Annotated in this window: 19 protein-coding genes and 4 tRNA genes; 10 read left to right on the top strand and 13 right to left on the bottom strand. The window is 45.0% G+C overall.

Annotated features, from left to right (window positions below; translation table 11 throughout):
• Positions 1-7 precede the first annotated feature (7 nt).
• The 3 genes from ftsL to ACNQO6_RS10060 form a co-directional block, all read right to left on the bottom strand.
• Positions 8-346, bottom strand: a complete 339-nt coding sequence (ftsL, locus tag ACNQO6_RS10070) for a cell division protein FtsL (RefSeq protein WP_202740429.1) — start codon at positions 344-346, stop codon at positions 8-10.
• A 2-nt stretch (positions 347-348) separates the two neighbouring features.
• Positions 349-1,269: a 16S rRNA (cytosine(1402)-N(4))-methyltransferase RsmH gene (gene rsmH, locus ACNQO6_RS10065; RefSeq protein WP_005227683.1), complete on the bottom strand. Its 921-nt coding sequence runs from the start codon at positions 1,267-1,269 to the stop codon at positions 349-351.
• Positions 1,270-1,466: 197 nt separating this feature from the next.
• A complete protein-coding gene (locus tag ACNQO6_RS10060) occupies positions 1,467-2,462 on the bottom strand; it encodes a sulfate ABC transporter substrate-binding protein (RefSeq protein ID WP_009506617.1) in 996 nt (331 codons plus the stop codon).
• Between the two features lie 405 nt (positions 2,463-2,867).
• Between ACNQO6_RS10060 and ACNQO6_RS10055 the strand changes: the two genes are divergently transcribed.
• From ACNQO6_RS10055 to ACNQO6_RS10025, 7 genes are all read left to right on the top strand, one after another.
• A complete protein-coding gene (locus ACNQO6_RS10055) occupies positions 2,868-3,173 on the top strand; it encodes a hypothetical protein (protein ID WP_005227687.1) in 306 nt (101 codons plus the stop codon).
• A 104-nt stretch (positions 3,174-3,277) separates the two neighbouring features.
• Positions 3,278-4,786 (top strand): glutamate--tRNA ligase, encoded by a 1,509-nt coding sequence (gene gltX, locus ACNQO6_RS10050; protein WP_343579694.1) that lies wholly within the window; start codon positions 3,278-3,280, stop codon positions 4,784-4,786.
• Positions 4,787-4,844: 58 nt separating this feature from the next.
• Positions 4,845-4,920: transfer RNA gene (locus ACNQO6_RS10045), tRNA-Ala, on the top strand.
• A 62-nt stretch (positions 4,921-4,982) separates the two neighbouring features.
• Positions 4,983-5,058, top strand: a tRNA-Glu gene (locus tag ACNQO6_RS10040).
• Between the two features lie 111 nt (positions 5,059-5,169).
• Complete coding sequence (locus ACNQO6_RS10035; RefSeq protein WP_343579693.1) at positions 5,170-6,576, top strand: amino acid permease; 1,407 nt, start codon at positions 5,170-5,172, stop codon at positions 6,574-6,576.
• Between the two features lie 212 nt (positions 6,577-6,788).
• Positions 6,789-6,864 (top strand) — tRNA-Glu (locus ACNQO6_RS10030).
• A 97-nt stretch (positions 6,865-6,961) separates the two neighbouring features.
• A tRNA-Glu gene (locus ACNQO6_RS10025) sits at positions 6,962-7,037 on the top strand.
• A gap of 38 nt (positions 7,038-7,075) precedes the next feature.
• On the opposite strand, the gene ACNQO6_RS10020 is transcribed toward ACNQO6_RS10025, so the two are convergent.
• On the bottom strand, positions 7,076-8,035 hold the full coding sequence (locus ACNQO6_RS10020; RefSeq protein WP_440208876.1) for a hypothetical protein: 960 nt from the start codon (positions 8,033-8,035) through the stop codon (positions 7,076-7,078).
• 174 nt (positions 8,036-8,209) lie between these two features.
• Positions 8,210-9,829, bottom strand: coding sequence for a hypothetical protein (locus tag ACNQO6_RS10015; RefSeq protein WP_440208875.1), 1,620 nt, complete (start codon positions 9,827-9,829; stop codon positions 8,210-8,212).
• A gap of 228 nt (positions 9,830-10,057) precedes the next feature.
• On the opposite strand from ACNQO6_RS10015, the gene ACNQO6_RS10010 reads away from it, so the two are divergent.
• Entirely contained in the window at positions 10,058-10,396 is a 339-nt protein-coding gene (locus ACNQO6_RS10010; RefSeq protein WP_343579689.1) for a hypothetical protein, read from the top strand.
• A gap of 30 nt (positions 10,397-10,426) precedes the next feature.
• Here ACNQO6_RS10010 and ACNQO6_RS10005 read toward each other — a convergent pair whose 3' ends face one another.
• The 7 genes from ACNQO6_RS10005 to ACNQO6_RS09975 all read right to left on the bottom strand — a co-directional run bounded on the left by ACNQO6_RS10005 (position 10,427) and on the right by ACNQO6_RS09975 (position 18,879).
• Positions 10,427-11,371 (bottom strand): cation diffusion facilitator family transporter, encoded by a 945-nt coding sequence (locus ACNQO6_RS10005; protein ID WP_440208874.1) that lies wholly within the window; start codon positions 11,369-11,371, stop codon positions 10,427-10,429.
• Positions 11,372-11,636: 265 nt separating this feature from the next.
• Complete coding sequence (locus ACNQO6_RS10000) at positions 11,637-14,786, bottom strand: efflux RND transporter permease subunit (protein ID WP_440208873.1); 3,150 nt, start codon at positions 14,784-14,786, stop codon at positions 11,637-11,639.
• Positions 14,776-16,011, bottom strand: a complete 1,236-nt coding sequence (locus ACNQO6_RS09995) for an efflux RND transporter periplasmic adaptor subunit (protein WP_440208872.1) — start codon at positions 16,009-16,011, stop codon at positions 14,776-14,778. Before ACNQO6_RS09995 ends, ACNQO6_RS10000 begins: the two co-directional genes overlap by 11 nt.
• On the bottom strand, positions 16,011-17,438 hold the full coding sequence (locus ACNQO6_RS09990; protein WP_440208871.1) for a TolC family protein: 1,428 nt from the start codon (positions 17,436-17,438) through the stop codon (positions 16,011-16,013). Before ACNQO6_RS09990 ends, ACNQO6_RS09995 begins: the two co-directional genes overlap by 1 nt.
• Before the next feature lie 53 nt (positions 17,439-17,491).
• A complete protein-coding gene (locus tag ACNQO6_RS09985; RefSeq protein WP_440208870.1) occupies positions 17,492-17,890 on the bottom strand; it encodes a cation efflux protein, CzcI-like in 399 nt (132 codons plus the stop codon).
• Between the two features lie 180 nt (positions 17,891-18,070).
• Positions 18,071-18,244 (bottom strand): hypothetical protein, encoded by a 174-nt coding sequence (locus tag ACNQO6_RS09980; RefSeq protein ID WP_343579678.1) that lies wholly within the window; start codon positions 18,242-18,244, stop codon positions 18,071-18,073.
• 236 nt (positions 18,245-18,480) lie between these two features.
• A complete protein-coding gene (locus ACNQO6_RS09975) occupies positions 18,481-18,879 on the bottom strand; it encodes a cation efflux protein, CzcI-like (protein ID WP_440208869.1) in 399 nt (132 codons plus the stop codon).
• 151 nt (positions 18,880-19,030) lie between these two features.
• Here ACNQO6_RS09975 and ACNQO6_RS09970 point away from each other — a divergent pair, with 151 nt between their 5' ends.
• Positions 19,031-19,723 (top strand): hypothetical protein, encoded by a 693-nt coding sequence (locus tag ACNQO6_RS09970; RefSeq protein ID WP_440208868.1) that lies wholly within the window; start codon positions 19,031-19,033, stop codon positions 19,721-19,723.
• Between the two features lie 94 nt (positions 19,724-19,817).
• On the opposite strand, the gene ettA is transcribed toward ACNQO6_RS09970, so the two are convergent.
• A complete protein-coding gene (gene ettA, locus ACNQO6_RS09965) occupies positions 19,818-21,479 on the bottom strand; it encodes an energy-dependent translational throttle protein EttA (protein ID WP_199949060.1) in 1,662 nt (553 codons plus the stop codon).
• Positions 21,480-21,778: 299 nt separating this feature from the next.
• Here ettA and ACNQO6_RS09960 point away from each other — a divergent pair, with 299 nt between their 5' ends.
• Positions 21,779-23,056: an O-acetylhomoserine aminocarboxypropyltransferase/cysteine synthase family protein gene (locus tag ACNQO6_RS09960; protein ID WP_009506728.1), complete on the top strand. Its 1,278-nt coding sequence runs from the start codon at positions 21,779-21,781 to the stop codon at positions 23,054-23,056.
• Positions 23,057-23,200: the final 144 nt, after the last annotated feature.

Here is a 23,200-nt window from a genome sequence, read left to right as displayed (position 1 = left end):
GCATGCCTTATTTATCTTGCTTTGAAGTCATAGGTAAAGAAATCACTACAGTTTGCGTAGCGGGCGGCGAGAACATACGCAGTTGTGTCACTGCCCGAGAACCAATCTGCGCAGTCGCACCAAAGGTCTGCTGCTCGATCAGCAATCGGCCCCACTCTGCATTCAGATCATCCCGTTCACGCATATAAGCGCTTAAGTCACGATAATCATGACGATATTCAAAGACCTGAAACACCACCATCATCGCACTGGTAAAGACCAATGCAACGAGCACAGCATAAACAACAACTTTTTTCAGTCCCTTTCTGCTGCTTGGTAAAACGTCGTCATCATTCTTGTTGTTCATTCTCAGCCTTTTTGCTCTAAACGCTCCGCCACACGTAGCCACGCACTACGCGAACGAGGATTTGCTTTTACTTCTGCTTCACTCGCACGAATACGAGAAACTTTCTTTAAACGTCGAGTATCGACCTGTGCTTGAGGCATGCCCCAACCTGAATCTTCGGCCAGACTCGATTCTTTTTGAATAAATTGCTTGATCAGACGATCTTCCAGCGAATGGAAGCTAATCACCGCCAGTTGCGCCGTTGGTTTTAACAAGGCAACCGCTTGCGGCAAGAATGTCTCGATATCATCGAGTTCTTTATTGATGGCAATCCGGATGGCCTGAAAAGTCCGTGTGGCCGGATGCTTATGTTTTTCCCATTTTGGATGTGCTGTTTTAACCACTTCTGCCAGTTGAGCTGTTGTTGTCATTTCGCCTGCCAGTTTAATGGCTTTGGCAATACGGCGGCTATAACGTTCTTCACCATATTGGTAAATAATGTTTGCAAGTTTTTCTTCTTCAATATCAAGCAGCCATTCTGCAGCAGTTGGGCCTTGCGAATTATCCATACGCATATCCAGTGGCCCGTTTTGCATAAAACTGAAACCACGTTCTGCCTGGTCGAGTTGTGGTGACGACACGCCCAAGTCAGCCATAATGCCATCAACTTCGGTAATGCCAATCTTGGCAAGCTCAGCCTGCAGATCGGCAAAGCTGGCATGAATAATTTTAAAACGCGGATCTTCTTGTTCTAATTGTGCTGCAACTTCAAGCGCTTGAGGATCTTTATCAAAGGCATAGACGCGCGCATTCTGATCAAGTTTTGACAATAAAAGCTTGGTATGCCCCCCACGACCAAAGGTGGCATCGACAAAAATACCAGTATCGCGACCTGCCAATACGCCATCAACGGTTTCATGAAGTAAGACAGAAATATGCGACATAAGAATTGAATCAACAGCTGAAAATGTAACTGCACATTATCACCTTGTTTTACGCCAGCACCAAACGACTTTTTGTAGAGAATTCTTAACTTTTCATAGATAAAACCGTTTTCTTGTCATTTTTCATGCAATAAAAAAGCAAACACCTTGGGTATTTGCTTTTCAATCTTTTGTGTTGATCTGAATGAAGACCAAATTTATGGTTTTTCCGCATAAATCTGGTCAAAAATCGCACCATTTACAAAATGCGTTTTTTGCGCTTTTGCCCAGCCGCCAAACACGTCATTTATATTGAATAATTTGATCTTGGGAAATTGTTTGGCATATTTGGCCGCCACCTGAGGATTGCGTGGACGGAAATAATGTTTTGCTGCCAGTTCCTGACCGAGCGGCGAATAAAGAAAGTTCAAATAGCCACGTGCCAATTGACGGTTACCATTCTTATCTACCGTTTTATCCACGATTGCCACTGAAGGCTCCGCCAGAATCGAAATTGAAGGATAGACGATGTCAAACTTATCTTTACCTAAACCTTGCGTTGCCAATAAGGCTTCGTTCTCCCAGGACAGCAACACATCCCCAATGCCACGCTCAGCAAAGGTGGTCAGGGAACCGCGTGCACCAGAGTCGAGAACTTTGACATTTTGATAAAGCTTTTTCACCAGCTCACGTGCTTTGGCATCATTTCCACCCGGCTGTTTCAAGGCATAGCCCCAAGCCGATAAGTAGATCCAGCGCGGTGCCCCACCAGTTTTTGGGTTGGGGGTAATGATTTCCACCCCGTCTTTGGTGAGGTCATTCCAGTCGCGGATATTTTTAGGATTACCTTTACGCACCAGAAAAACCACAGTCGACGTATAGGGTGCAGAATTATCCTTAAACTGTTTTTGCCAGTCTTTACGGATTAAGCCGGCATTGGCAATTTCATCAATGTCATTTGCCAGCGCCAAAGTCACCACATCGGCTTGCAAGCCATCAATCACGGAACGTGCCTGCTTACCCGAGCCGCCATGAGACTGTTTAAAATCAACCTCCTGACCGGTTCGTTGTTTCCAGTATTGACCAAAGGCCTGATTATATTCCTGATAAAATTCCCGAGTCGGGTCATAAGACACGTTTAAAAATGTCGTCGCGGCTTGCGCCACCCCATTTAAGCCCAGCGCCAATAATGCTGCTGCAATCACTGTTTTCATTGTTTATTGATCCAGTCCACCCCATTTGTAATCACTATATTTATTTAAAAATATTTTACAATCATGCAGTTATATCAATAAATTTATTACTTTTCAGTTTTTAAGCTAAGGTGGGAATGCACTGGCTGGATAAAAAGCAGCCAAAACAACACCCAGCAGCAAAAATGAGAAAAATTATCATTCTCCACTTTTTCTACACATTTGCTTGCTAAATTGCGCTTGTATACAAAGTAGCCATATTGCTATAAACATAGATAAGGATGTGTCAAATTTTAAGATTTTTGTAAAAAGTGTGACTTAGTTCTACTTTTTTATTAAGATTTATGTTTAAATCGTATTATTAAAGCAATAGTATAGTAGTTTGGTAGTCTTATAGACTCAAATTCATGAGGGGGAATGTTAGCAATGCCAACATTGAAATTGAAGAAAACAGTATATATAAGTTTATTTTTGCTATGTTCTGTTCAAGCCGGACATGCAGCCGCGATTAAAGAAAGCAATAACATAAAAACGCTTGATAAATCGTCTTCGAGCCTAATCGTTAAAGCACTGGATCAGCAAAAACGTAATACCAGCATGCTACCGTCAACAGATGACGAGTTAAAAATGTTAAATACCATTCGTACCACGCCAACCCAGACTTTTTTTGCCAGTCAACATGAGCGTTTTTCACGTTTCGTTCAAACCATATTCCAGCCGCATAGCTCATAATTTTTAAATATGTGCCCCTCACATGTTTAAATGAAGCCTAGTCCTGTTGTGACTAGGCTTTTTCGTTATAATAGTTTCAATTTTAATTTAACCTCCGATCATTTATGAAAGTCCGTACCCGTATTGCCCCTTCTCCGACAGGATTTCCGCATGTAGGCACCGCCTATATCGCGTTGTTTAATTTATGTTTTGCCAAGCAACATGGCGGTGAATTCATTTTACGTATTGAAGATACCGACCAGCTTCGCTCTACACCAGAATCTGAAAAAATGATTCTGGATTCTTTGCGCTGGCTAGGTCTGAACTGGTCTGAAGGTCCGGATGTGGGTGGCCCACATGCGCCTTACCGCCAGTCAGAACGGATGGGCATTTATAAGCAATATGCGCTTGAACTGGTTGAAAAAGGCCATGCATTTTATTGTTTTGCAACAGCAGAAGAATTAGATCAAATGCGTGCAGAACAACAGGCACGTGGCGAAACACCAAAATATGACGGTCGCGGTTTAAAATTATCTCAAGAAGAAGTACAACGCCGTCTTGCTGCGGGTGAACCTCATGTTATCCGTATGAAAGTACCGGAAGAAGGCATTTGCAAAATCAATGACCTTCTCCGTGGTGAAGTCGAGATTCCATGGGCGCAAGTGGACATGCAAGTCCTGCTAAAAACCGATGGCTTGCCCACCTATCACCTTGCGAACGTGGTAGATGATCATTTAATGGAAATCACTCATGTATTACGCGGTGAAGAATGGTTACCTTCTGCACCCAAACACCAGTTGCTTTATCAATATTTCGGTTGGGACATGCCAACACTGTGCCATATGCCGTTATTGCGTAACCCGGATAAATCAAAACTGTCTAAACGTAAAAATCCAACCTCAATCAACTACTATCGTGACATCGGTGTCTTGCCAGAAGCCTTGCTGAACTATCTGGGTCGCATGGGCTGGTCAATGCCAGATGAACGTGAAATCTTTACCTTAAAAGACATGATTGAGAATTTTGACGTACAACGTGTTTCTCTTGGTGGCCCAATCTTTGATGTTGAAAAACTCAACTGGCTCAATGGTCAGTGGATTAAAGGCCTGACACCAGGGCAACTGCTAGACCGTTTACTGGCATGGAAGAGCGACCGTCAAACCCTTGAAGATATTGCGGCTGCCATTCAGCCCCGTATTAACTTACTCTCTGAGGCAGTGAACTGGGCTGGTTTCTACTTCAACCATATGCCACAAATCAGCAAAGAACAGTTCGAAAGCAAAAAACTGAGCGAAGAACAGGTTCGTCAAAGTTTACAGTTTGCCATCTGGCGTTTAGAAAGCCAGTTCAGCTGGAACAATGACACCGTCAGTCAAACCCTGATGGATCTGGCTAACCAGATGGAAGTTAAACTACGCGACTTCATGCCGGCCTTCTTTATTGCTATTGCCGGTTCAACCAGTTCAACTCCAGTGATGCAGGCCATGGTTACTCTTGGACCTGATTTGACCTTTGCCCGCTTACGTCACGCACTGGAAATTGTGGGGGCACCAAGCAAGAAAGAACTGAAAGCATGGGAAAAGTTAAATGAATCTCTAAAATTGCCGAAAAATGATGCAAATAGTGAGACTTAATTCAGTTTAATGATTGACGTGTGAGCGCATTCCCCCTAATATTGCGCTCACACATTCTGGGGTCATAGCTCAGTTGGTAGAGCGCTACAATGGCATTGTAGAGGTCAGCAGTTCGATCCTGCTTGGCTCCACCACCGTTTCCGAATAGGAAGCGTGCAGCAGAGTTATGCTCAAATCTTTGTGTATTTCCTCATCTGTCCCTATCGTCTAGAGGCCTAGGACATCGCCCTTTCACGGCGGTAACCGGGGTTCGAATCCCCGTAGGGACGCCATATTCCATACGCTAATAATTATATTTTTCTTACAATCTTGCCTCAAGCAGATTGCACATTTTCGAATTTTCCATAAAATAGCCGCTTCTCTATGCTTGGACAAATTGTCGTATGCAATCTTCCAACTCAAATGCGAATTCAGAGCCAAAAACGCTAAAGCGTGCCATGAGCACTCGCCATTTAGTCATGCTGTCTTTAGGTGGCGCGATTGGTACCGGCCTGTTTTTAGGCTCTGGTGAAGTTATCGCTCAAACCGGACCCATTGGTGCAATTATTGCCTATATTCTGGGTGGTTTGATTGCCTATATGGTCATGCTCTGTTTAGGTGAACTCGCAGTACATATGCCTGTTGCTGGATCTTTTGGTGCATACGCTCAAAAATATATTGGTCCAGGCACAGGTTACATGATTTCTTGGGTGTACTGGCTCACCTGGACAGCAACTTTAGGGACAGAGTTTACCGCTGCTGCCCTGCTGATGCAGGAATGGTTTCCGCATATTTCCATGTGGATCTGGACCATTATCTTTGCCATCACGATTCTGGGACTGAATTTAACCTCAACCCGAATGTTTGCCGAATCTGAGTTCTGGCTAGCCTTGGTTAAGGTAGTAACGGTGATTGCCTTTATTATCCTCGGTTTACTGGCAATTTTTGGTCTGATTCCATTCCATGGTTACGAGGCTGCACCGCTGTTCCACAACCTGACCGCCCATGGCTGGTTCCCGCAAGGCTTAATTCCCATCTTCACCACCATGCTGATCGTGAACTTTGCTTTCTCGGGCACCGAGTTAATCGGTGTTGCCGCAGGTGAAACCAAAGATCCTGCTGAAAATGTACCCAAAGCTATCAATGCCGCGATCTGGCGTTTATTGATTTTCTTTGTGGGTACCATCATTGTGATTAGTGCTCTTCTTCCTTTCCAGGTGGCTGGTTTAGGCGGTGAGGGCGTGAGTAGCAGTCCGTTTGTGACCGTGTTTAACTACATCGGTATTCCTTATGCCGATGACATTATCCGCTTCGTGATCATCACAGCACTGCTTTCTGCTGCCAACTCAGGTTTGTATGCGGCATCACGTATGATGTGGTCCTTATCCGATCAGCGTCAGTTACCCAGCGTTTTCTCTCGACTGTCAAAGAGTGGCACGCCTATCATTGCACTGGTTGTCACCATGTTTGGTGCAATTCCAGGGTTGTTGTCAGAACACTTTGCGCCTGAGACCATTTTCAAGAATTTACTTGGGGTGGCTGCATTCACCATGGTGATTGTATGGATGAGTATCTGCTGGAGTCAGTTTAATTTTAGACGTCAATGGTACAAGGCTGGACATAGCGCAAAAGACTTAAAATTTGCTGCACCACTTTACCCGATTGTCCCAATCTTAGGTTTTATCTTCTGTTTGATTACAGGGTTAAGTATGGCAGCCGATCCTGAGATGCAAGCAGGTTTTATTGGTTGTTTGCTGTTTATTGCCGCATGTTATTTGAGCCATTACATTTTCTATCGTCATCGCAAATAATCCATTCCTATAAAAAATGCAGCTTAAGCTGCATTTTTTACATTTGGAGAAAAGCCCTCTTTGTCATTTTTTTGAGCTTAACTGCTTATTTTTGGTTATTTATTCCTCGATATGTTTTATTTTTAAACACTTGTTTGGTTTTTTTAATTTTTCTTGAGAAAAGTGTTTGACACCCCACCCGATTCACCCTAATATACGCCCACCTCTGAAACGTCCCTATCGTCTAGAGGCCTAGGACATCGCCCTTTCACGGCGGTAACCGGGGTTCGAATCCCCGTAGGGACGCCACTAAATTCGAGGAAAAGCAAAGATGAATCATCCTTGCTGAGAATTTAGGCTTACACGCGATATGTTTCATATTCTGTAAGTAAATCTCCTCCGATAAGTCCCTATCGTCTAGAGGCCTAGGACATCGCCCTTTCACGGCGGTAACCGGGGTTCGAATCCCCGTAGGGACGCCAAATTCTAAAAAGCCACTGCATTGACAGTGGCTTTTTTCTTATCTGCTTTTGCTTTTATTGTCTTCATCTGTGCCAATTCCAACCTGCACTTCCAGACGACCCGACTGTACACGTAAACCACGAATCTCAAACTGATCCACCAGTTGCTGTACCAGTTCACGACTTTCCTGCAAAATATTCAAACCGGGCAAAATACTAAAATCAGTCAGGCTTAATAGTTTATCGACCATCCACGAGCGGTTATTAATGAAATCGATAAAACCCGCCTCTTCCAGATCGATATACCATAATCGATGCCCTTCTTTCTGGATGCCCGGAACATCACGAATCAGGTGATTAATCAGAAAAGGAATAGGAAGCGAATTGATCAGTTCGAAACTGGCGTTACCCACACGGCGGGCCGCCCAGTTGGTGAGTGTCCCACCATGACGGATTTGCAGATCAAGATGTTCATCGACCTGACGTAAGCGTAAATATTTTTCCTGTCCGATCCGACATTCCAAGACATTAAATTCCAGTGAAAGCCGATACAAAAAGCGATGGTAATGTCCATCCAGTTCAATATGAAAGCGGTCATTGCCACATTCAATCTTAATATCATCAATCTCTGAGCGATCCATGCGCTTGCGAATCTGGTTATTCAGCAGCATTTCCGGCAAATACAGGGTCAGACTACTTTTGCCCAAAGAAGCCCTTGCCATTGCCAAAGCCACCTGACGTGCTGCTTCACTGGTTTCCGAGACCATGTCCCGTACCGTATTGCGCATGCCTTCCACACCACGCTTGGTATGATGCGTGACCTGATCCAGTGCATCCAGCGCGGCATCTGCTACACCTGCGATATTCCTTGAAGTATCACTGGCAAATTCAACGGCATCTTGTGCATGTTGCAAGGTCTTATTGATGAGTCGACGTGATAATGATGGTTTCACAGCAGATATCTCTGTATCTGCTGGCATAATATCGAACATCGCCTTTTTATCATCTTGTCGATTCAAGATGTTCTCCCTCTTCCCTTTCTTACTGACTCACTTCTTATGAGCTATGATCTGCTTTCTGAACTTATTCGACGTTTTTCTGTAGATTATCATGCTCTACCAGACAATTTGCGTATTTTTGTTGCACAGTTTTAATTTCTTTCGACCAAGGATTCAGCTCCTGAGCACATCTATTTAATCCGGATCTTGATCTATGGGTACAACCGTATCCACAGGCTGTAATCTCTGAATCTGACTTAAACGGATCACCTTGTACTGCTCCAATGCCAGCTCAATCCGTTGCACTTTCTGGTGAGCCAGTGGCTGCTCAAAATTCGGTAATTCTCGCAAGGCCACCCACGCCACCTGCACGTGCTCAAAAGTATGACCCATTTCCAGTTTATACTGCATCCAGTTCGCAAGATCCTGTACTCGCTGTTGCATTTCAAACTGCAATGCAAATAATCCACTACTCAGGGCGGTTTCATCTAGTTGCATCGCTAAACGGTGTACCTGTTGCAACAATTGAGTTTGCTGTTCAAGATAGGGCAATAAAATTTGCCGATAAAACCATTCTGCAAAAGCAGTCATCTCAGTGACGACTCGATCATATTGCGCATACAAAGCATCGCGTTCGGGATGCTGCTTGTCTAACCGCACTTCACCTAAATAGGCCATCAACCCCTGTTGTAGAATGAGCTGAATATTTTCAGAACGTGTTGAATCTTTGCGTTGTGATGTGCGCTGCTGAAGCCACTCCATCAATTGATCATATTGAGCTGGCTGCACCAATAATTCCAGAATTGCTGGATCGTGTTGCAGCGCTTGCCATAAGGATTGAAGTAAAGATGAATCATTGATGAATGGATGGTGAGCCTGTTTTTCAAAACACTGCTGTAAAGCATGTTGCATCGACTTTGCCTGAGCCAGCCCCTCAACCATGCTTTGCTCTGTTAAAAGCTGTGGTGCACTGGCGATCACCTCCCGACTAAAAGGCAGATGATGCTCCCGACCACCCCATAAGCTATTCAGTGTTTTACCCAAAGCATTCAAGCTGCGTCCAGCATCAGCCATCATACGGGTTTTCGTGGCCCGTGACTGGAGTATGTCTTTAGGTAAAAGTCGACTCACTGCCTGCTGCAGGATGTTCCGATACGCTTTTTGATCAATCGGTTTCTGATAGCGTACCAACAGATCAATCGCATATTCGATATCACTGACCTGAGGTTGATATTCGGGCTGATTGCGCTTGAGCAAACATTCAATATAGGCATAAAAAGCCACTTCATTAAATTGAGTTGCGTGCTGTGCAGCCCATTCAAAATACGTCATCGCCTGGGTGTATTGGCCTGCACCGGCATATGCTTTGGCAAGTGCGTTCGCATGCAGTGCACAGGGAGAATAGTGCTGGAAATAATGGAGTAGCTCTATTTTCGGCGGCTGATCCAGACATTGCTCCAGCTGGCGTAAATAGCTATTAATTTGCTGTTGGGTCGGTTGCGGGACGACAAAGTTAAGCTGATACATCAGGCATTGCTCATACCAGCCATATTTGCGTGCATGCGTGCTATAGGCAGCAATAAACTCATCTTCAATCAGCTGAATCAATTGGGTGGCATAGAGAATATCTTCATCATTCTCATGATGAAATTGCCATTGCTTGGGCAAAGTTAATTTAAAAAGCCGCAATAAAAAATTCGCACTCAGGTCAGGGTTTTCCGAAGTTACCAGCATCAATTGATCTTGTGTGGACAGATACTGTTTTCCCTTCTGGATTCGGGATAAACGTAACTTTAAAATTTTGGTGGGTAACATGCGTATCCTTTCGCATTAATCAGCCAACTCATCCTGCAAATTAGCATGACTGCCTATGCTTTTGCGAATAGCTTTAGACGAGCTGTAACCCCGTGACTCCTCTCTTGTCAAAGAAGCGAGCAGACAATGCATAATTACAAATAAGTAAAGTTATGTATTTGAATCACTCAGCATTTTTGCTTTTGCATAATTTTCGCTAAAATAGCCAAAACACTATAGGAAATCCTTATGCAATACCGCTGCCCTAAATGTCAAAGCGTGAAAATTATGCCTGTCAGCCAGGGTACCAACAGCCCTCGCCCGAACGTACCAAAAAGTCTGGTGCTGTTAGTGCCTGCAATTTTTATTTTATTGTTTTTGGTGCTGATCAGCATTGGCATGTGGATTTTCGGTAATGGTGCAGGACAAGGTCTACAAATCGCGACGGTTGTGGTTTTTGCAGTCTGCGTGATTGCAGGAGTTTTATTCTGGCGTGATCTGCCTGATTTCAAAATTTCAATGCAGGCATTTATGCAAGCGCAAAAACATTGGAAATGCCGTGACTGCAATCATGAATGGCAGAATTAATCCGGTAACAGCAGTAAGATTCACATCAGCTTAATGCTGATGTGAATGGTCATGTGCTTCATGGTCAGCATGTTGATGCGTATGCTGGCAGTTCATTTCTGCATCATCTTCAATTTGCAAGGTCACCTCGGCAATACCATGTTCATGTGACAGCATTTCTGTGGCAGTCCGATGCAACTGATTACGATCCGCCTTGGGTGCAAACAGATGCACCGTCAGATGAATATTCTTGGAGGTGATGGCCCATACTTTCAACTGGTGAATGCTTTCCACCCCATCGAGTGCCAGCAAGTCATTGCGTAGTTTCTCGACATCAACTTCTTCAGGCACACCTTCCAACAGGATATTGATACTTTGTTTGAGTAAAATCCACGTTCTTGGCAAGACCCAGAAACCGATTGCAACCGCAATAATGGTATCAACCCAGTACCAGTTGGTGAAATAAATAATCACCGCACCAATAATCACGCCGACCGAACCCAAGGCATCGCTCAGCACCTCTAAATACGCACCTTTCATATTCAGGCTTTCAGCAGCGCTCGACATCAGGATCTTCATTGAGATCAGATTGATCAGCAAGCCAATCGACGCCACGATCAACATACCCAAACTCTGGATTTCAGGCGGCTGGGTAAAACGTTGATAGGCTTCGTAAAGAATATACATCGCCACAAAAAACAGCATGGAAGCATTAAACAATGCCGCCAGAATTTCAAAGCGTTGATAACCAAAGGTTCGCTTATTGTCTGCTGGGCGTTTGGCAATCTGGATCGCAACCAATGCAATGGCCAGTGCGGCGGCATCGGTAAACATATGCGCCGCATCAGACAGTAAAGCCAGACTTTGGGTGATTAGGCCTGCAATAAATTCAACAATCAGAAATGTTGTGGTCAATACCAACGCAATCGTAAGTTTTTTTGCATTGCCTTCGGTAACGACTGCATGACTATGATCATGCCCTTGATGTCCACTCATGTTGGACTCCTTATAATTTTAAAATTCAACTTTCTTTCTACACTATCTCAAATCATCGATGAATATGATGAGTGAAGTGCAACGAATTGTCCTAAAATCTTTCGCTATCTGATCTCTAACCTATATTTACGATCGTGGTGGCGGCATGGATGCCGCCTGTTGGTCTGCGGCATCATGGAAGTGCCGTCAGACCAACAAAGGATTTTTGTTACTTTTGATCCTTCAAAAGTAAGTAAATCCAATCCCCTCACTGGTAAATGCCTGATTATTGTTCAGAGGACTTTTCATTCATCCAGCGATAAACCACAGGTAAAATCAGCAAGGTCAGCAAGGTCGAAGAAATAATCCCGCCAATTACCACCGTCGCCAGTGGACGCTGGACTTCTGCGCCTGTACCTGTGGCAATGGCCATGGGAATAAAGCCCAGCGATGCGACACAGGCCGTCATCAGTACAGGACGCAAACGCAATACCGCGCCATGCCAAGTGGCATAATGAATATCAAATTGTTCTCTTAACTCTTTGATAAAGCTCAGCATCACCAGACCATTCAATACCGCAACACCCGACAGGGCAATAAAGCCCACACCTGCCGACATGGACAAGGGAATATCACGTAACCACAGCGCGACCAAACCACCCGACAGGGCAAATGGCACACCACTAAAGACCAGCAAGCTCTCTTTAAAGTTATTGAACACTGCCATCAGCAGAATAAAGATCATCAGCAATGCCAATGGCACCACAATTTGCATTCTGGCTTTTGCCGATGCCAGATTTTCAAATTGCCCGCCATAACCAAGCCAATAACCGCTTGGTAATTTTTGCTGGGCCAGTTTCTGCTGCATCTCAGCCACAAATGAGCCCAGATCACGGTCACGTACGTTGGTCGTCACCACCACACGGCGCTTGCCATTTTCACGGCTAACCTGTGCCAGACCTAAGATATTCTCCACTTTTGCCACATCTTGCAGTTTGATCAGACCACCATTCGGTAATTGAATCGGCAGCATGGCCAATTGCTGTGGCGTACGCATGACATCATCCAAACGCACCACAAAATCAAATCGACGGTCACCCTGTAAAATCTGTCCAACACTTTGACCGCCGATACTGGCAGCCACCAGATCCTGAATGGATTTGACCGATAAACCATATTGCGCAGCCAGTGCATGGTCGATATCAACATTGAGTAACGGTAAGCCATCGGTCTGTTCGACTTTGACTTCGCTGGCCCCCGGAATGGTTTTCAGGGTTTGAGCAACTTTCTCAGCCTCCTGGTTCAGCACCTGCATATCATCACCAAAGATCTTGACCCCAATATCACTCCGTACGCCTGAAATTAACTCATTGAAACGGAGTTCAATCGGCTGCGAAAACTCACTGTTATTCCCTGGGATTTTCTCAACGTAGGCCAACATTTTAGTTCGGAGCTCGTCGATACTTTCCGATTGATCCGGCCATTGGTCACGAGGCTTTAACAGTACCACTGCATCGGAAATATTCGGTGGCATGACATCGGTTGCCACTTCAGCAGTCCCGGTACGCGCAAAGATCGCCTTGATTTCAGGAAATTCTGCCATAAGCTGTTTTTCAACACTTTCCTGGATCTTGAGTGACTCCTCAATCCCAGTACTTGGCGCACGCATTAACTGCAACGCAAAATCGCCTTCACTGAGTTGAGGTGCAAACTCACTCCCTACACGTGTACCAATCGCAGCCGTTAATATTAAAATCGTCACAGCACCCGCCAGTACGACATACCGGAAGGCATACGCTCGATCAAGGAGTGCCTCATAATTACGTTTCAGTGCCGCCATCCAGCGACTTTCCTTCTCCTTCACCTCACCTGTGACAAATAATGCCACCGCTGCCGGAACAAAAGTCACCGATAAAATGATGGCTCCAATCAATGCAAGCACCACGGTCATCGCCATAGGATGGAACATTTTCGCTTCCACGCCCGCCAGTGCAAAGATCGGCAAGTACACCACCATGATGATGATTTGTCCAAAGATCAGCGGACGTCTCGCCTGTTTCGCTGCCAGAAATACTTCGGTGAAGCGTTCAGAACGGGTCAGTAATCGTCCCTTATGATGCTGTGCTTCGGCCAACCGCCGGATACAGTTCTCCACAATCACCACCGCACCATCCACGATAATCCCGAAATCCAGTGCGCCCAGACTCATCAGGTTGGCACTGATTTTCTGCTCTGCCATTCCTGTCAGGGTAAACAGCATCGATAGTGGAATAATACAGGCAGTAATCAATGCAGCTCGGAAATTGCCGAGGAACACAAACAAGATCACAATCACCAGAATTGCGCCTTCAATCAGGTTTTTGGCCACCGTCTTAATGGCTTTATCCACCAGATCACTCCGGTTATACACCGTTTCAACCACTACACCTTCTGGCAATGAGCGTTTGATTTCCTGCATCTTGCTATCTAAGGCCTGAGCAATAGATTTACTGTTCTCGCCCATCATCATCATGGCGATCCCAAGTACCGTTTCTTCACCGTTATAGGTCGCACCACCGGTTCTCAGATCATGACCAATCGACACTGTTGCCACATCGGCCACCCGGATCGGTAAACCGTTTTTGGTACTCACCGTAATATTTTCGATATCCTGTACGGTCTTGAGCATCCCCGGAATACGAACCGTCAGTTGCTGCCCATTTTCTTCAATAAAACCTGCACCACGGTTTTCATTGTTTTCAGACAATACCGTTTGCAAGTCAGTTAACGGAATTTGCAGTTGTTGCAAACGTTTCAGATCTGGAGCAACCACATAGGTCTTGTTATACCCCCCAATACTGTTGATTTCGGCGACACCGGGCACACGTTGCAATTGAGGACGAACAATCCAGTCCTGAATTTCACGCAGGTCCATGGCTTGGTACGGCGTGCCATCTGCCTTTTTAGCATTCGGTTCCGCCTTGATCACCCATTGATAAATCTCTCCCAAACCTGTGGAGATCGGTGACATTTGCGGATCAATCTCATCAGGCAAAGCACTCTTGGCTTCCTGTAAACGCTGGTTGATCAGCTGACGCGCCCAATAGATATCGGTGCCATCTTTAAAAATCACCGTAACCTGTGACAGGCCATAACGGGAAATTGAGCGGGTTTGCTCCAGATTTGGAATACCCGACATCGCATTTTCAATTGGATAGGTAATCCGTTGCTCAACTTCAGGGGCTGTGAATCCGCCTGCCTGACTGTTAATTTGCACCTGAACATTGGTAATGTCAGGGACGGCATCAATCGAAAGCTTCTGATAGCTATAAATCCCGACACCAATCCAGGCCACCACAAACAGCATCACCCAAATCGCATTACGAATGGAAAATTGAATAATACGGTCAAACAGGCCTTCCGCAGGGGGAAGTCCTACATTCTCATTAGTGTCCATGTTCAGCCTCTCCCTTCTCCATCTCGGATTTCAGAAGGAAACTGCCCTGACTGACATACTGCTGTTTTTCAGTCAGACCAGACCGGATTTCCACCCACTGTCCATCACTGGAGTAATTGCCCAGTTGGACTGGTGTAGGGGTGAAATGCAACTGATCTTTTTCTTGCTTGGCGACAAAAACCGTGGCTTTGCCTTCAATCTGCTGAATCGCCGCTTTGGCAACGCGCAGCACAGGTTGCTTGTCTGTGCCTTCTAACAGCACATTAACCATCAAGTTAGGTCGCAATTCTTTAGCCGGTGTCAGGACTTTGGCACGTACTTGCAAACGACCGGTTTGGGTATCGGCCGCTGTGGTTAGGGTCTGAATTTGCGCCTTAAAGGTGTTGCTGGTTTGCAGCGACTTAAACTCGATCTGCTGATCCGGCTGGACATTGATGTTATTGACGCTTGGTAAGATAAATTCAATCCAGAGCTGATCCAGCTGATCAATCACGAACAATTGTTTATCCGGGGTAATCTGCTCGCCCACCACGATATCTTTCAGACTCACGATCCCGCTTAACGGTGCGGTCAGCACATAGCGCCCCTGACTCCCTGTAGATGCACCTAAAGCAGATAAACGGCTGCGTGCGGCTTGCACCTGAATCTGGGCCTGACGGTACGCATTATAAGCCCGCTGATAATCCTGACGTGCAGACACGCCCTGTTCCCAGAGTTGCTTTTCGCGCTGATAATCTTGCTGCGCCAGGGTCAAGGCTTCCTGTGCAATACTTAAATTAGCTTGTTGATCGACCAGATCCGGAATAAACAGGGTAGCAAGTACCTGTCCCTTCTTCACCTGCTCCCCCAGTGCCGCATTGACTCTTTCCACCCGTCCGGCAAAAGTTGCAGAAACGTGCGCTTGTTGATCGGTATTCGGTACCAGCTTGGCAGGATAGGCATATTGCTGTGATATTTCTCCAACACCTACCTGAGCCAGTTTCACCCCATATTCCGCCATCTGTTTTGGCGTCAGGTTTAAACTGCCTTCCTCCGTTTCACTGCCTTGTCCAGCTTCCGCTTCAGCATGCCCTTCTTCACCTTCGGCATGCGCGTGCTCCTTGGATGCAGCTTCGCCACCTGCTTTATTTTTCCCCGTGAAAAAGAGCAATGCACTCAATACCAGACCGGCCACCACAACAAAGATGACCCAAAACCACTGTTTCTTAGATTGATTCGTCGACATTATTCTGCTCCTACAACAGTGGGAAGGTTATTGGTCTCTTTCCACAGGGTCTGATTGATCTGGTTTAAGGCATCACTTGAACTCACCATACTCGGTTCAATTCCGAGTGCTAAACTCTCTGCCTCAATCTGTTTCTGCCATGCACTTTTAAGTAACTGGACTTTATTCAAGCGTTGCTCTTGCAATTGCATGGTAGCTTGCTGCACATCGGTAATGGCATATTTACCGACCTTAAAACCGAGCAGCATTTTCTCCTGCACCGTTTCAGACAATGGAATTTGTCGCTGGCTCACCAGATCAAACTGCTGTTTCAGACCAGCCAACTCTGCGCTTAAAGTCTGGATTGCATTTAGGTTTTGTTGCTTATAGAACTGTTGCTGTTTGACCAGCAAATCTTGTTTGGCATTGGCAATCCGCAATGAATATTGCTGAAGATTAAAAATATTTAACGGAATCTCGATCCCGACTCTGAACTTGTTATCTGTTGAATTTGTTTCTACAGTTTTACTTTGCACCATGCCTAAATTAACGGTCGGATTCGGGCGATTCGACACTTTTAAATAATCAATATTGGCCTTTTGCCGTGCGATATCGAGCTGGATCGCGCGCTCGAATAAATTATTCTGCATATAGCTTTGCAAATCCTGTTGCTGCGGCCAGACATTGCTTGCCTGCGCAGAGAAGCGGTCGTCCGTATTGCCCCACAAATTGGCCAGTTGCCGTTTTGCTGTCGCCAGCGCCAATTCGGTTTGCTGGAATAAGCGCTGATTTTCAATATGTGACATCAGCGTACGGTCTAGATCGACCTGAGCAATACTGCCTGCCTTGAGTCGTAAGCGTGTCGCATCCAAGGTCGCCTGACTGGTTTTTAATTGTGCCTGAACCACATCATGCTCTAGCTCAAGAACCACCACTTGTGACCACAGATATTTCACCGCGAGTTCGAGCTGCGCATCATAAAGTTGCTGATTAAGACCGACTTGGGAGGCTTGTACATCAGCGAGTTTCACCGCTGCGCGACGTTCGCCAAACACATCCAGCTTTTGTGAAAGACCAAATTCCAGTTCCTTGTCTTTCCCTGAGCGAAACTCGGTTTGCTGAATCGAAACACTTGGATTTGCCCATAAACCGGCTTGTTTCACATTGGCTTCGGCAATGCTTTGCTGGGTTTGCCAGACACCGATACCAGCCTGATGCTGTTTCACATCTTGCAAAATCTGTTCAAAATTCAGATGACGCTGCCCGGTTTGGGTCGAAGCATGATTCACATCAAGCAAGGACTCTGACTCTGCTGCAGCAGATTGACTAAAAAGCACAGCCGTTAGCGCAATTGCCAAGGCCGACCATTTCATTGACGATGGATGCGTATGAGGATTTGATGCATTGTTCTGAAATGCATGGATACGCTGATTTAAATTTAAAGACATATAAAGCCCCGCAAATAATAAGGTTGCGGTGGGTTATTTTTCGGCTACCCCACCTATAGCGGGGTCAATACAGGGGGCGGATTTAATCCGGAGAGATGGGGGGACTGATAGGAGTTTGACCAGTAATATTTTTGTTCTGCCTGATGCATTCCTAAAATCGGTTGTTCCAGTTGTTGCTGGGCTTCGGTCACTACCACATGAAAACAGGAAGGCAAGTGATCATGATGATCTTGCAAACTTAAAGGCATTGGTAAATCAGAAGCGTCCTGATCAACCGCAATGGCAGGCTGAGCAGAAACTTGGGACTTTTCTGGAACGTGATGTCCAAAATGATTGAGTGAACTATACTCGCCTGACGTTTCATGCGCACAAAAAGCCGCCGCCACATTCCAGAACCCCTGAAACATGAACAAACTCAGCAAGACGGTAATGAAAATCGCGGAACGATGCAATGTTTACTCTTTAGACAAAAATTGCTCGGATGAACTATAGCAAGTAAAGCAGATGTAATAAAATTACATGTCTGGATTTAGCTACAAAATCCCAGCTTAAGATCAAAGCAGACTACGATAAAGGTTTAAAACAGGAAACGGCCCTGCTCATTCAGCCGTTTCCCTTCGGTTTAAACTAACTTATTTACACTTTTGGTGATGCTTGTGCTCAAGCGTCTGTTCAAGCTTGGCCTTGGCCTGTTGCTGAGAGTTAAGATTCTTTTCCAGAAAAATCAAACCACCATCGGCATTGGCCCAGCTTGCTGAAAATAATAAAACCAAAAAACATAGCGCTGTATTTAATTTAATAGACATAACATTCACCTGATTTAAATCTGTTGATTCATGTTCCATTTCTGTCAATGAGAAATGGAGTGAGGGTGAATTCATCTTCAACAAACGCCTGATTCCAAACCGCTGCAAGAAATGCGGCATGTCTCTAGAAGCTACGATTTATCGAGACAAGTTAAAATCTGCCAAGCATTTGATTAAGGACAAATAACCCCGTGAAATAGATATATTTCCAGTGAGTTATTTTTAGGCTACCTCACTTATAGCGAGGTCAATATCGGAGGCGGATTTAATCCGGATAAATGTGGGGACTGGTAAGCATTAGACCAGTGATAGTTGTGCTCGATTTCATGGATCCGTACAACAGGCGTATGCCACTGCTGCTGTGTTTGCATCACCATCACATAGGAACAGGACGGTAAATGATCATGATGATCTTGCAAGTTTAAAGAGGCGGCAACATGCGTATCTGCTTCAACAGCAGAAGATGAATGCGTTGCAGAAACATGACGCTTTTCAGGGGCGTGATGCCCAAAATGCTTGAGCTCACTGTATTGGCCCGACTTTTCATGCGCGCAGAAAGCCGCTGCCACATTCCAGAAACCTTGGAACATGAACAAGCTTAACAACAGGGTCATAAAAATGATCGAACGTTGCAACAGCGCACCATTACAGTAAATTGCATAAAGTCACTATAGCAAGTGATGGCAATGTAATAAAATTACAAAACAATTTTCAGTTAATTGACGACTGATTTTAAAGATTTTTTCCTATACATCGATAACAAACATTTTCAAATACGGGTCTTTTATGTCAAAAATATTTGCGATCTTAGTGCTGGCTTCAGCTCTCGGCCTCAGTGGCTGTGCCACCAGTATGCTTTCGACTGCACTTCCCAATGAAACCACTCAGGTTCAAACCAGTACCATAAAAAATGACCAGATTATTGCCCTCGGACAAGCTATACATAACCAGCAGAGCCAAGGTCTGGTGTTTATTGGTCAAGATTTTAATTATTTAATGACCGATGGTAGTGAGCAACTGCTTAAACTGCTGCAGGCCATTCCAGCAGAGCAACGCAGCTTTAGCAATCCTAGCCCGCTGGTGCTAACGATGGATGACCCGAGTCATTTCCGCGGTGTATTACAAATTCGCTATCACACCCGTATGGTCGATCTCAATCAAAAGCAAAAAGAGCTATTGAAGTCTTTAGGTTTTAGACAGAATTTTGACCTGATCCAGAATCAAGACACCGCGCCTTACCCTTATATCAATGTATTTTTTAAAGGCCAACTGTATCAACGACCCGATACCCAGAAAGTTCAGCAGAAGTTAGCCGAGCCATACCCGGTCACTCTACAACAGGAAACGACAATCACCACCAAACATCCATTTAAACGGGCAACACGCAAGGTGCTTTATCCACTCGCCATGACCTTTGATGTGATTACTGTTACACCACTGTTAATCTGGTCTGATTTACGTGGCGATTTTAATAAATAGGCTTTATCTTGTTCCACGACCTGTTTATCCAGCGCAGGCTTTGCATAAGCATAAAAAAACCAGCCCTGAGGCTGGTTTTTTTATTTACGGAATATTAACCCGTAATTTTTTTGTATTTAGTGCGTTTTTGAGCCGCATCTTCACCTAAACGTGACTGACGATAAGCTTCATATTCTGCATAGTTACCGGTGTAGAACTCTGGCTGTTCGTTCTCGAATGACAAGATATGCGTTGCAATACGGTCAAGGAACCAACGGTCATGCGATACCACCATGACGGTACCCGGGAATACCAGAATGGCATCCTCAAGTGCACGTAAAGTTTCGATATCCAAGTCGTTCGACGGTTCATCCAGCAAGATCACGTTTGCACCCATCTGCAAGATCTTGGCAAGTTGTAAACGGTTACGCTCACCACCCGACAATTCACCTACACGTTTTTGCTGATCTTGGCCTTTAAAGTTAAAGCGACCAATATAAGCACGTGATGCAATTTCGTAATCACCGATTTTCAGGATATCTAAACCGCCAGAAACTTCTTCCCAAACGGTTTTGTTGTTATCCAAGGTGTCACGAATCTGACCCACGTAAGCCACTTTAACCGACTCACCTAAAGTCACAGTACCAGTATCCGGTTGCTGTTCGCCCGTCATCATACGGAATAAGGTGGTTTTACCCGCACCGTTTGGACCAACGATACCCACGATCGCTGTAGGCGGTACAGTAAACGTCAGGTTTTCATAGAGTAAGCGACCATCGAATGATTTACTGATCCCTTCCACTTCCACCACTTTGTTACCCAAACGTGGGCCAGGTGGAATGTAGATTTCAGAGGTTTCATTACGTTGCTGGAATTCTTTAGAGTTAAGCTCTTCAAAACGTTCCATACGCGCTTTGTTTTTCTTTTGCTGGCCTTTGGCATTTGAACGAACCCATTCAAGTTCTTTTTTCAATGCTTTAGCAAAAGATTCTTCTTGTTTCTGTTCCTGCTCTAGACGGGCATTCTTTTGTTCCAACCAAGAAGAATAGTTACCTTGGTAAGGAATACCATGTCCACGGTCAAGTTCAAGAATCCACTCAGCCACGTTATCCAAGAAATAACGGTCATGCGTAATCGCAACGATGGTGCCAGGGAAGTCTTTCAAGAAACGTTCTAACCAAGATACTGATTCAGCATCCAAATGGTTGGTCGGTTCGTCGAGAAGCAACATGTCTGGCTTAGAAAGCAATAAACGGCACAATGCCACACGACGACGCTCACCACCTGAAAGCAATGATACATCGGCATCCCACGCTGGAAGGTTCAATGCATCAGCAGCAATTTCAAGCTGGTTATTGAGGTTGTGTGCATCCCATGCATGGATGATGGATTCCAATTTTTCCTGCTCTTTCGCAAGTGCATCAAAATCTGCATCCGGTTCAGCATATTCAGCAAAAACCTGATCAAGACGTTCTAAAGCGTCAAGTGCTTCACGTACACCATCTTCAACGTTACCACGAACGTCTTTGGTCGGATCAAGTGGTGGCTCTTGTTCTAAGTAACCGATTTTGATTCCTGGTTGTGCACGAGCTTCACCTGAGAAATCTTTATCTACGCCAGCCATAATACGGAGAAGGGTTGACTTACCTGCACCGTTCAAACCAAGCACACCAATCTTCGCGCCTGGGAAAAATGATAAAGAGATGTCTTTCAGGATTTCGCGTTTCGGCGGAACCATTTTAGACACTCGGTTCATCGTATAAATATATTGGGCCACGCAGGACTCCTCAATTGAAAAACCAGTACATCGCAAATAAGCGAAAAAATATCTGGCATATTATACGCTGAAACCCCATTGACTTGAAGTTAAGTTGGCATTTGTTTGGCTTCAACAAAGAATTTTCTTTTTCAAGACATTACAGGCTTGAAGAATGAAGCACTGATAAAAAATTGATCTGCTTCGGATTAACCCTGCTATATCACTAAAAACACTATACAGCGCAAAATTTATGCACCCTTCTGGATAAAATATCGGCTAGACTCGATGATTATTTAACTCACGTAGATGAAGTCATCATGACCTATAAAGATGAAACTTTAGCCATTCATGCGGGATATTCACCAGAAGCCACCACCAAGGCTGTGGCCGTGCCAATCTATCAAACCACTTCTTATGCCTTTGATAATACACAGCATGGTGCAGACCTATTTGATTTAAAAGTTCAGGGTAATATCTATACCCGGATTATGAACCCGACCACTGCCGTGCTTGAACAACGTATTGCAGCACTGGAGGGCGGGATTGGGGCGTTGGCGCTGGCCTCAGGCATGGCTGCGATTACCTACGCAATTCAGACCATTGCCGAAGCAGGCGACAATATCGCCTCTGTCTCCACCTTATATGGCGGAACTTATAATTTATTTGCCCACACCTTGCCGAAGCAAGGCATTGAAGTGCGTTTCTTTGACTATCAGAATCCGGAAGCGCTGCGTCAAATTATTGATGACAAAACCAAACTGGTGTTTGTGGAATCGATCGGTAATCCGCTCGGCAATATCATCGACCTTGAAGCCATTGCCAAGATTGCGCATGAGTATGGTGTGCCTGTGATTGTCGATAATACGGTAGCAACACCTGCACTGCTTAAACCTTTTGAATTTGGTGCAGATATTGTGATTCATTCCCTGACCAAATATATTGGCGGTCACGGCAATAGCATCGGTGGTGTGATTGTCGATAGCGGCAAGTTTCCTTGGGGCAAATATCCTGAACGCTTCAAAGCATTAAACACGCCAGACCCAAGCTATCATGGTGTCAATTATGTCGAAGTATTGGGAGAAGCCGCTTATATTGCCCGTGCGCGGGTGGTACCGTTACGCAATACCGGCGCGGCAATTAGTCCGCTCAGCGTATTCCTGATCCTGCAAGGACTGGAAACTTTAAATCTACGCATGGAACGACATACTGAAAATGCCATCAAGATTGCTGAATATTTAAAACAGCATCCAAAAGTAAAATGGGTCAATTATGCGGGTCTGAAAGATCATCCACAGCATCATTTGGCGCAAAAGTATGTGAAAGGTAAACCTTCTGCCATCCTGTCCTTTGGTGTACAAGATGGCTTAAAAGGCGGTACTCGCTTTATTGATGCCTTGCAACTGTTTACCCGTCTGGTCAACATTGGCGATGCCAAAAGTCTGGCCTGCCATCCTGCGACCACAACTCACCGCCAACTCAATGCAGAAGAGCTAAAATCAGCGGGTGTCAGTGAAGATTTAGTGCGTTTGTCGATCGGGATCGAACATGTGGATGACCTGATTGCCGATCTCGAACAAGCCCTCGCCCAAGTTTAATTTTAATGAAATCAATGAGCCCCGAAAATGGGGCTTATTTTTTGTGCAAAACTAAAAAAATATGCTCGATTTTTCAACTAATACAACACCTTGTTTTAGAGCTTTTACTCTAAAAAAGATATTATTTTTCAAATGTTTACACTG

This window comes from Acinetobacter calcoaceticus, from assembly GCF_051947995.1.
GTDB lineage: Bacteria > Pseudomonadota > Gammaproteobacteria > Pseudomonadales > Moraxellaceae > Acinetobacter.
This window is presented reverse-complemented; position numbering and strand designations above follow the sequence as displayed.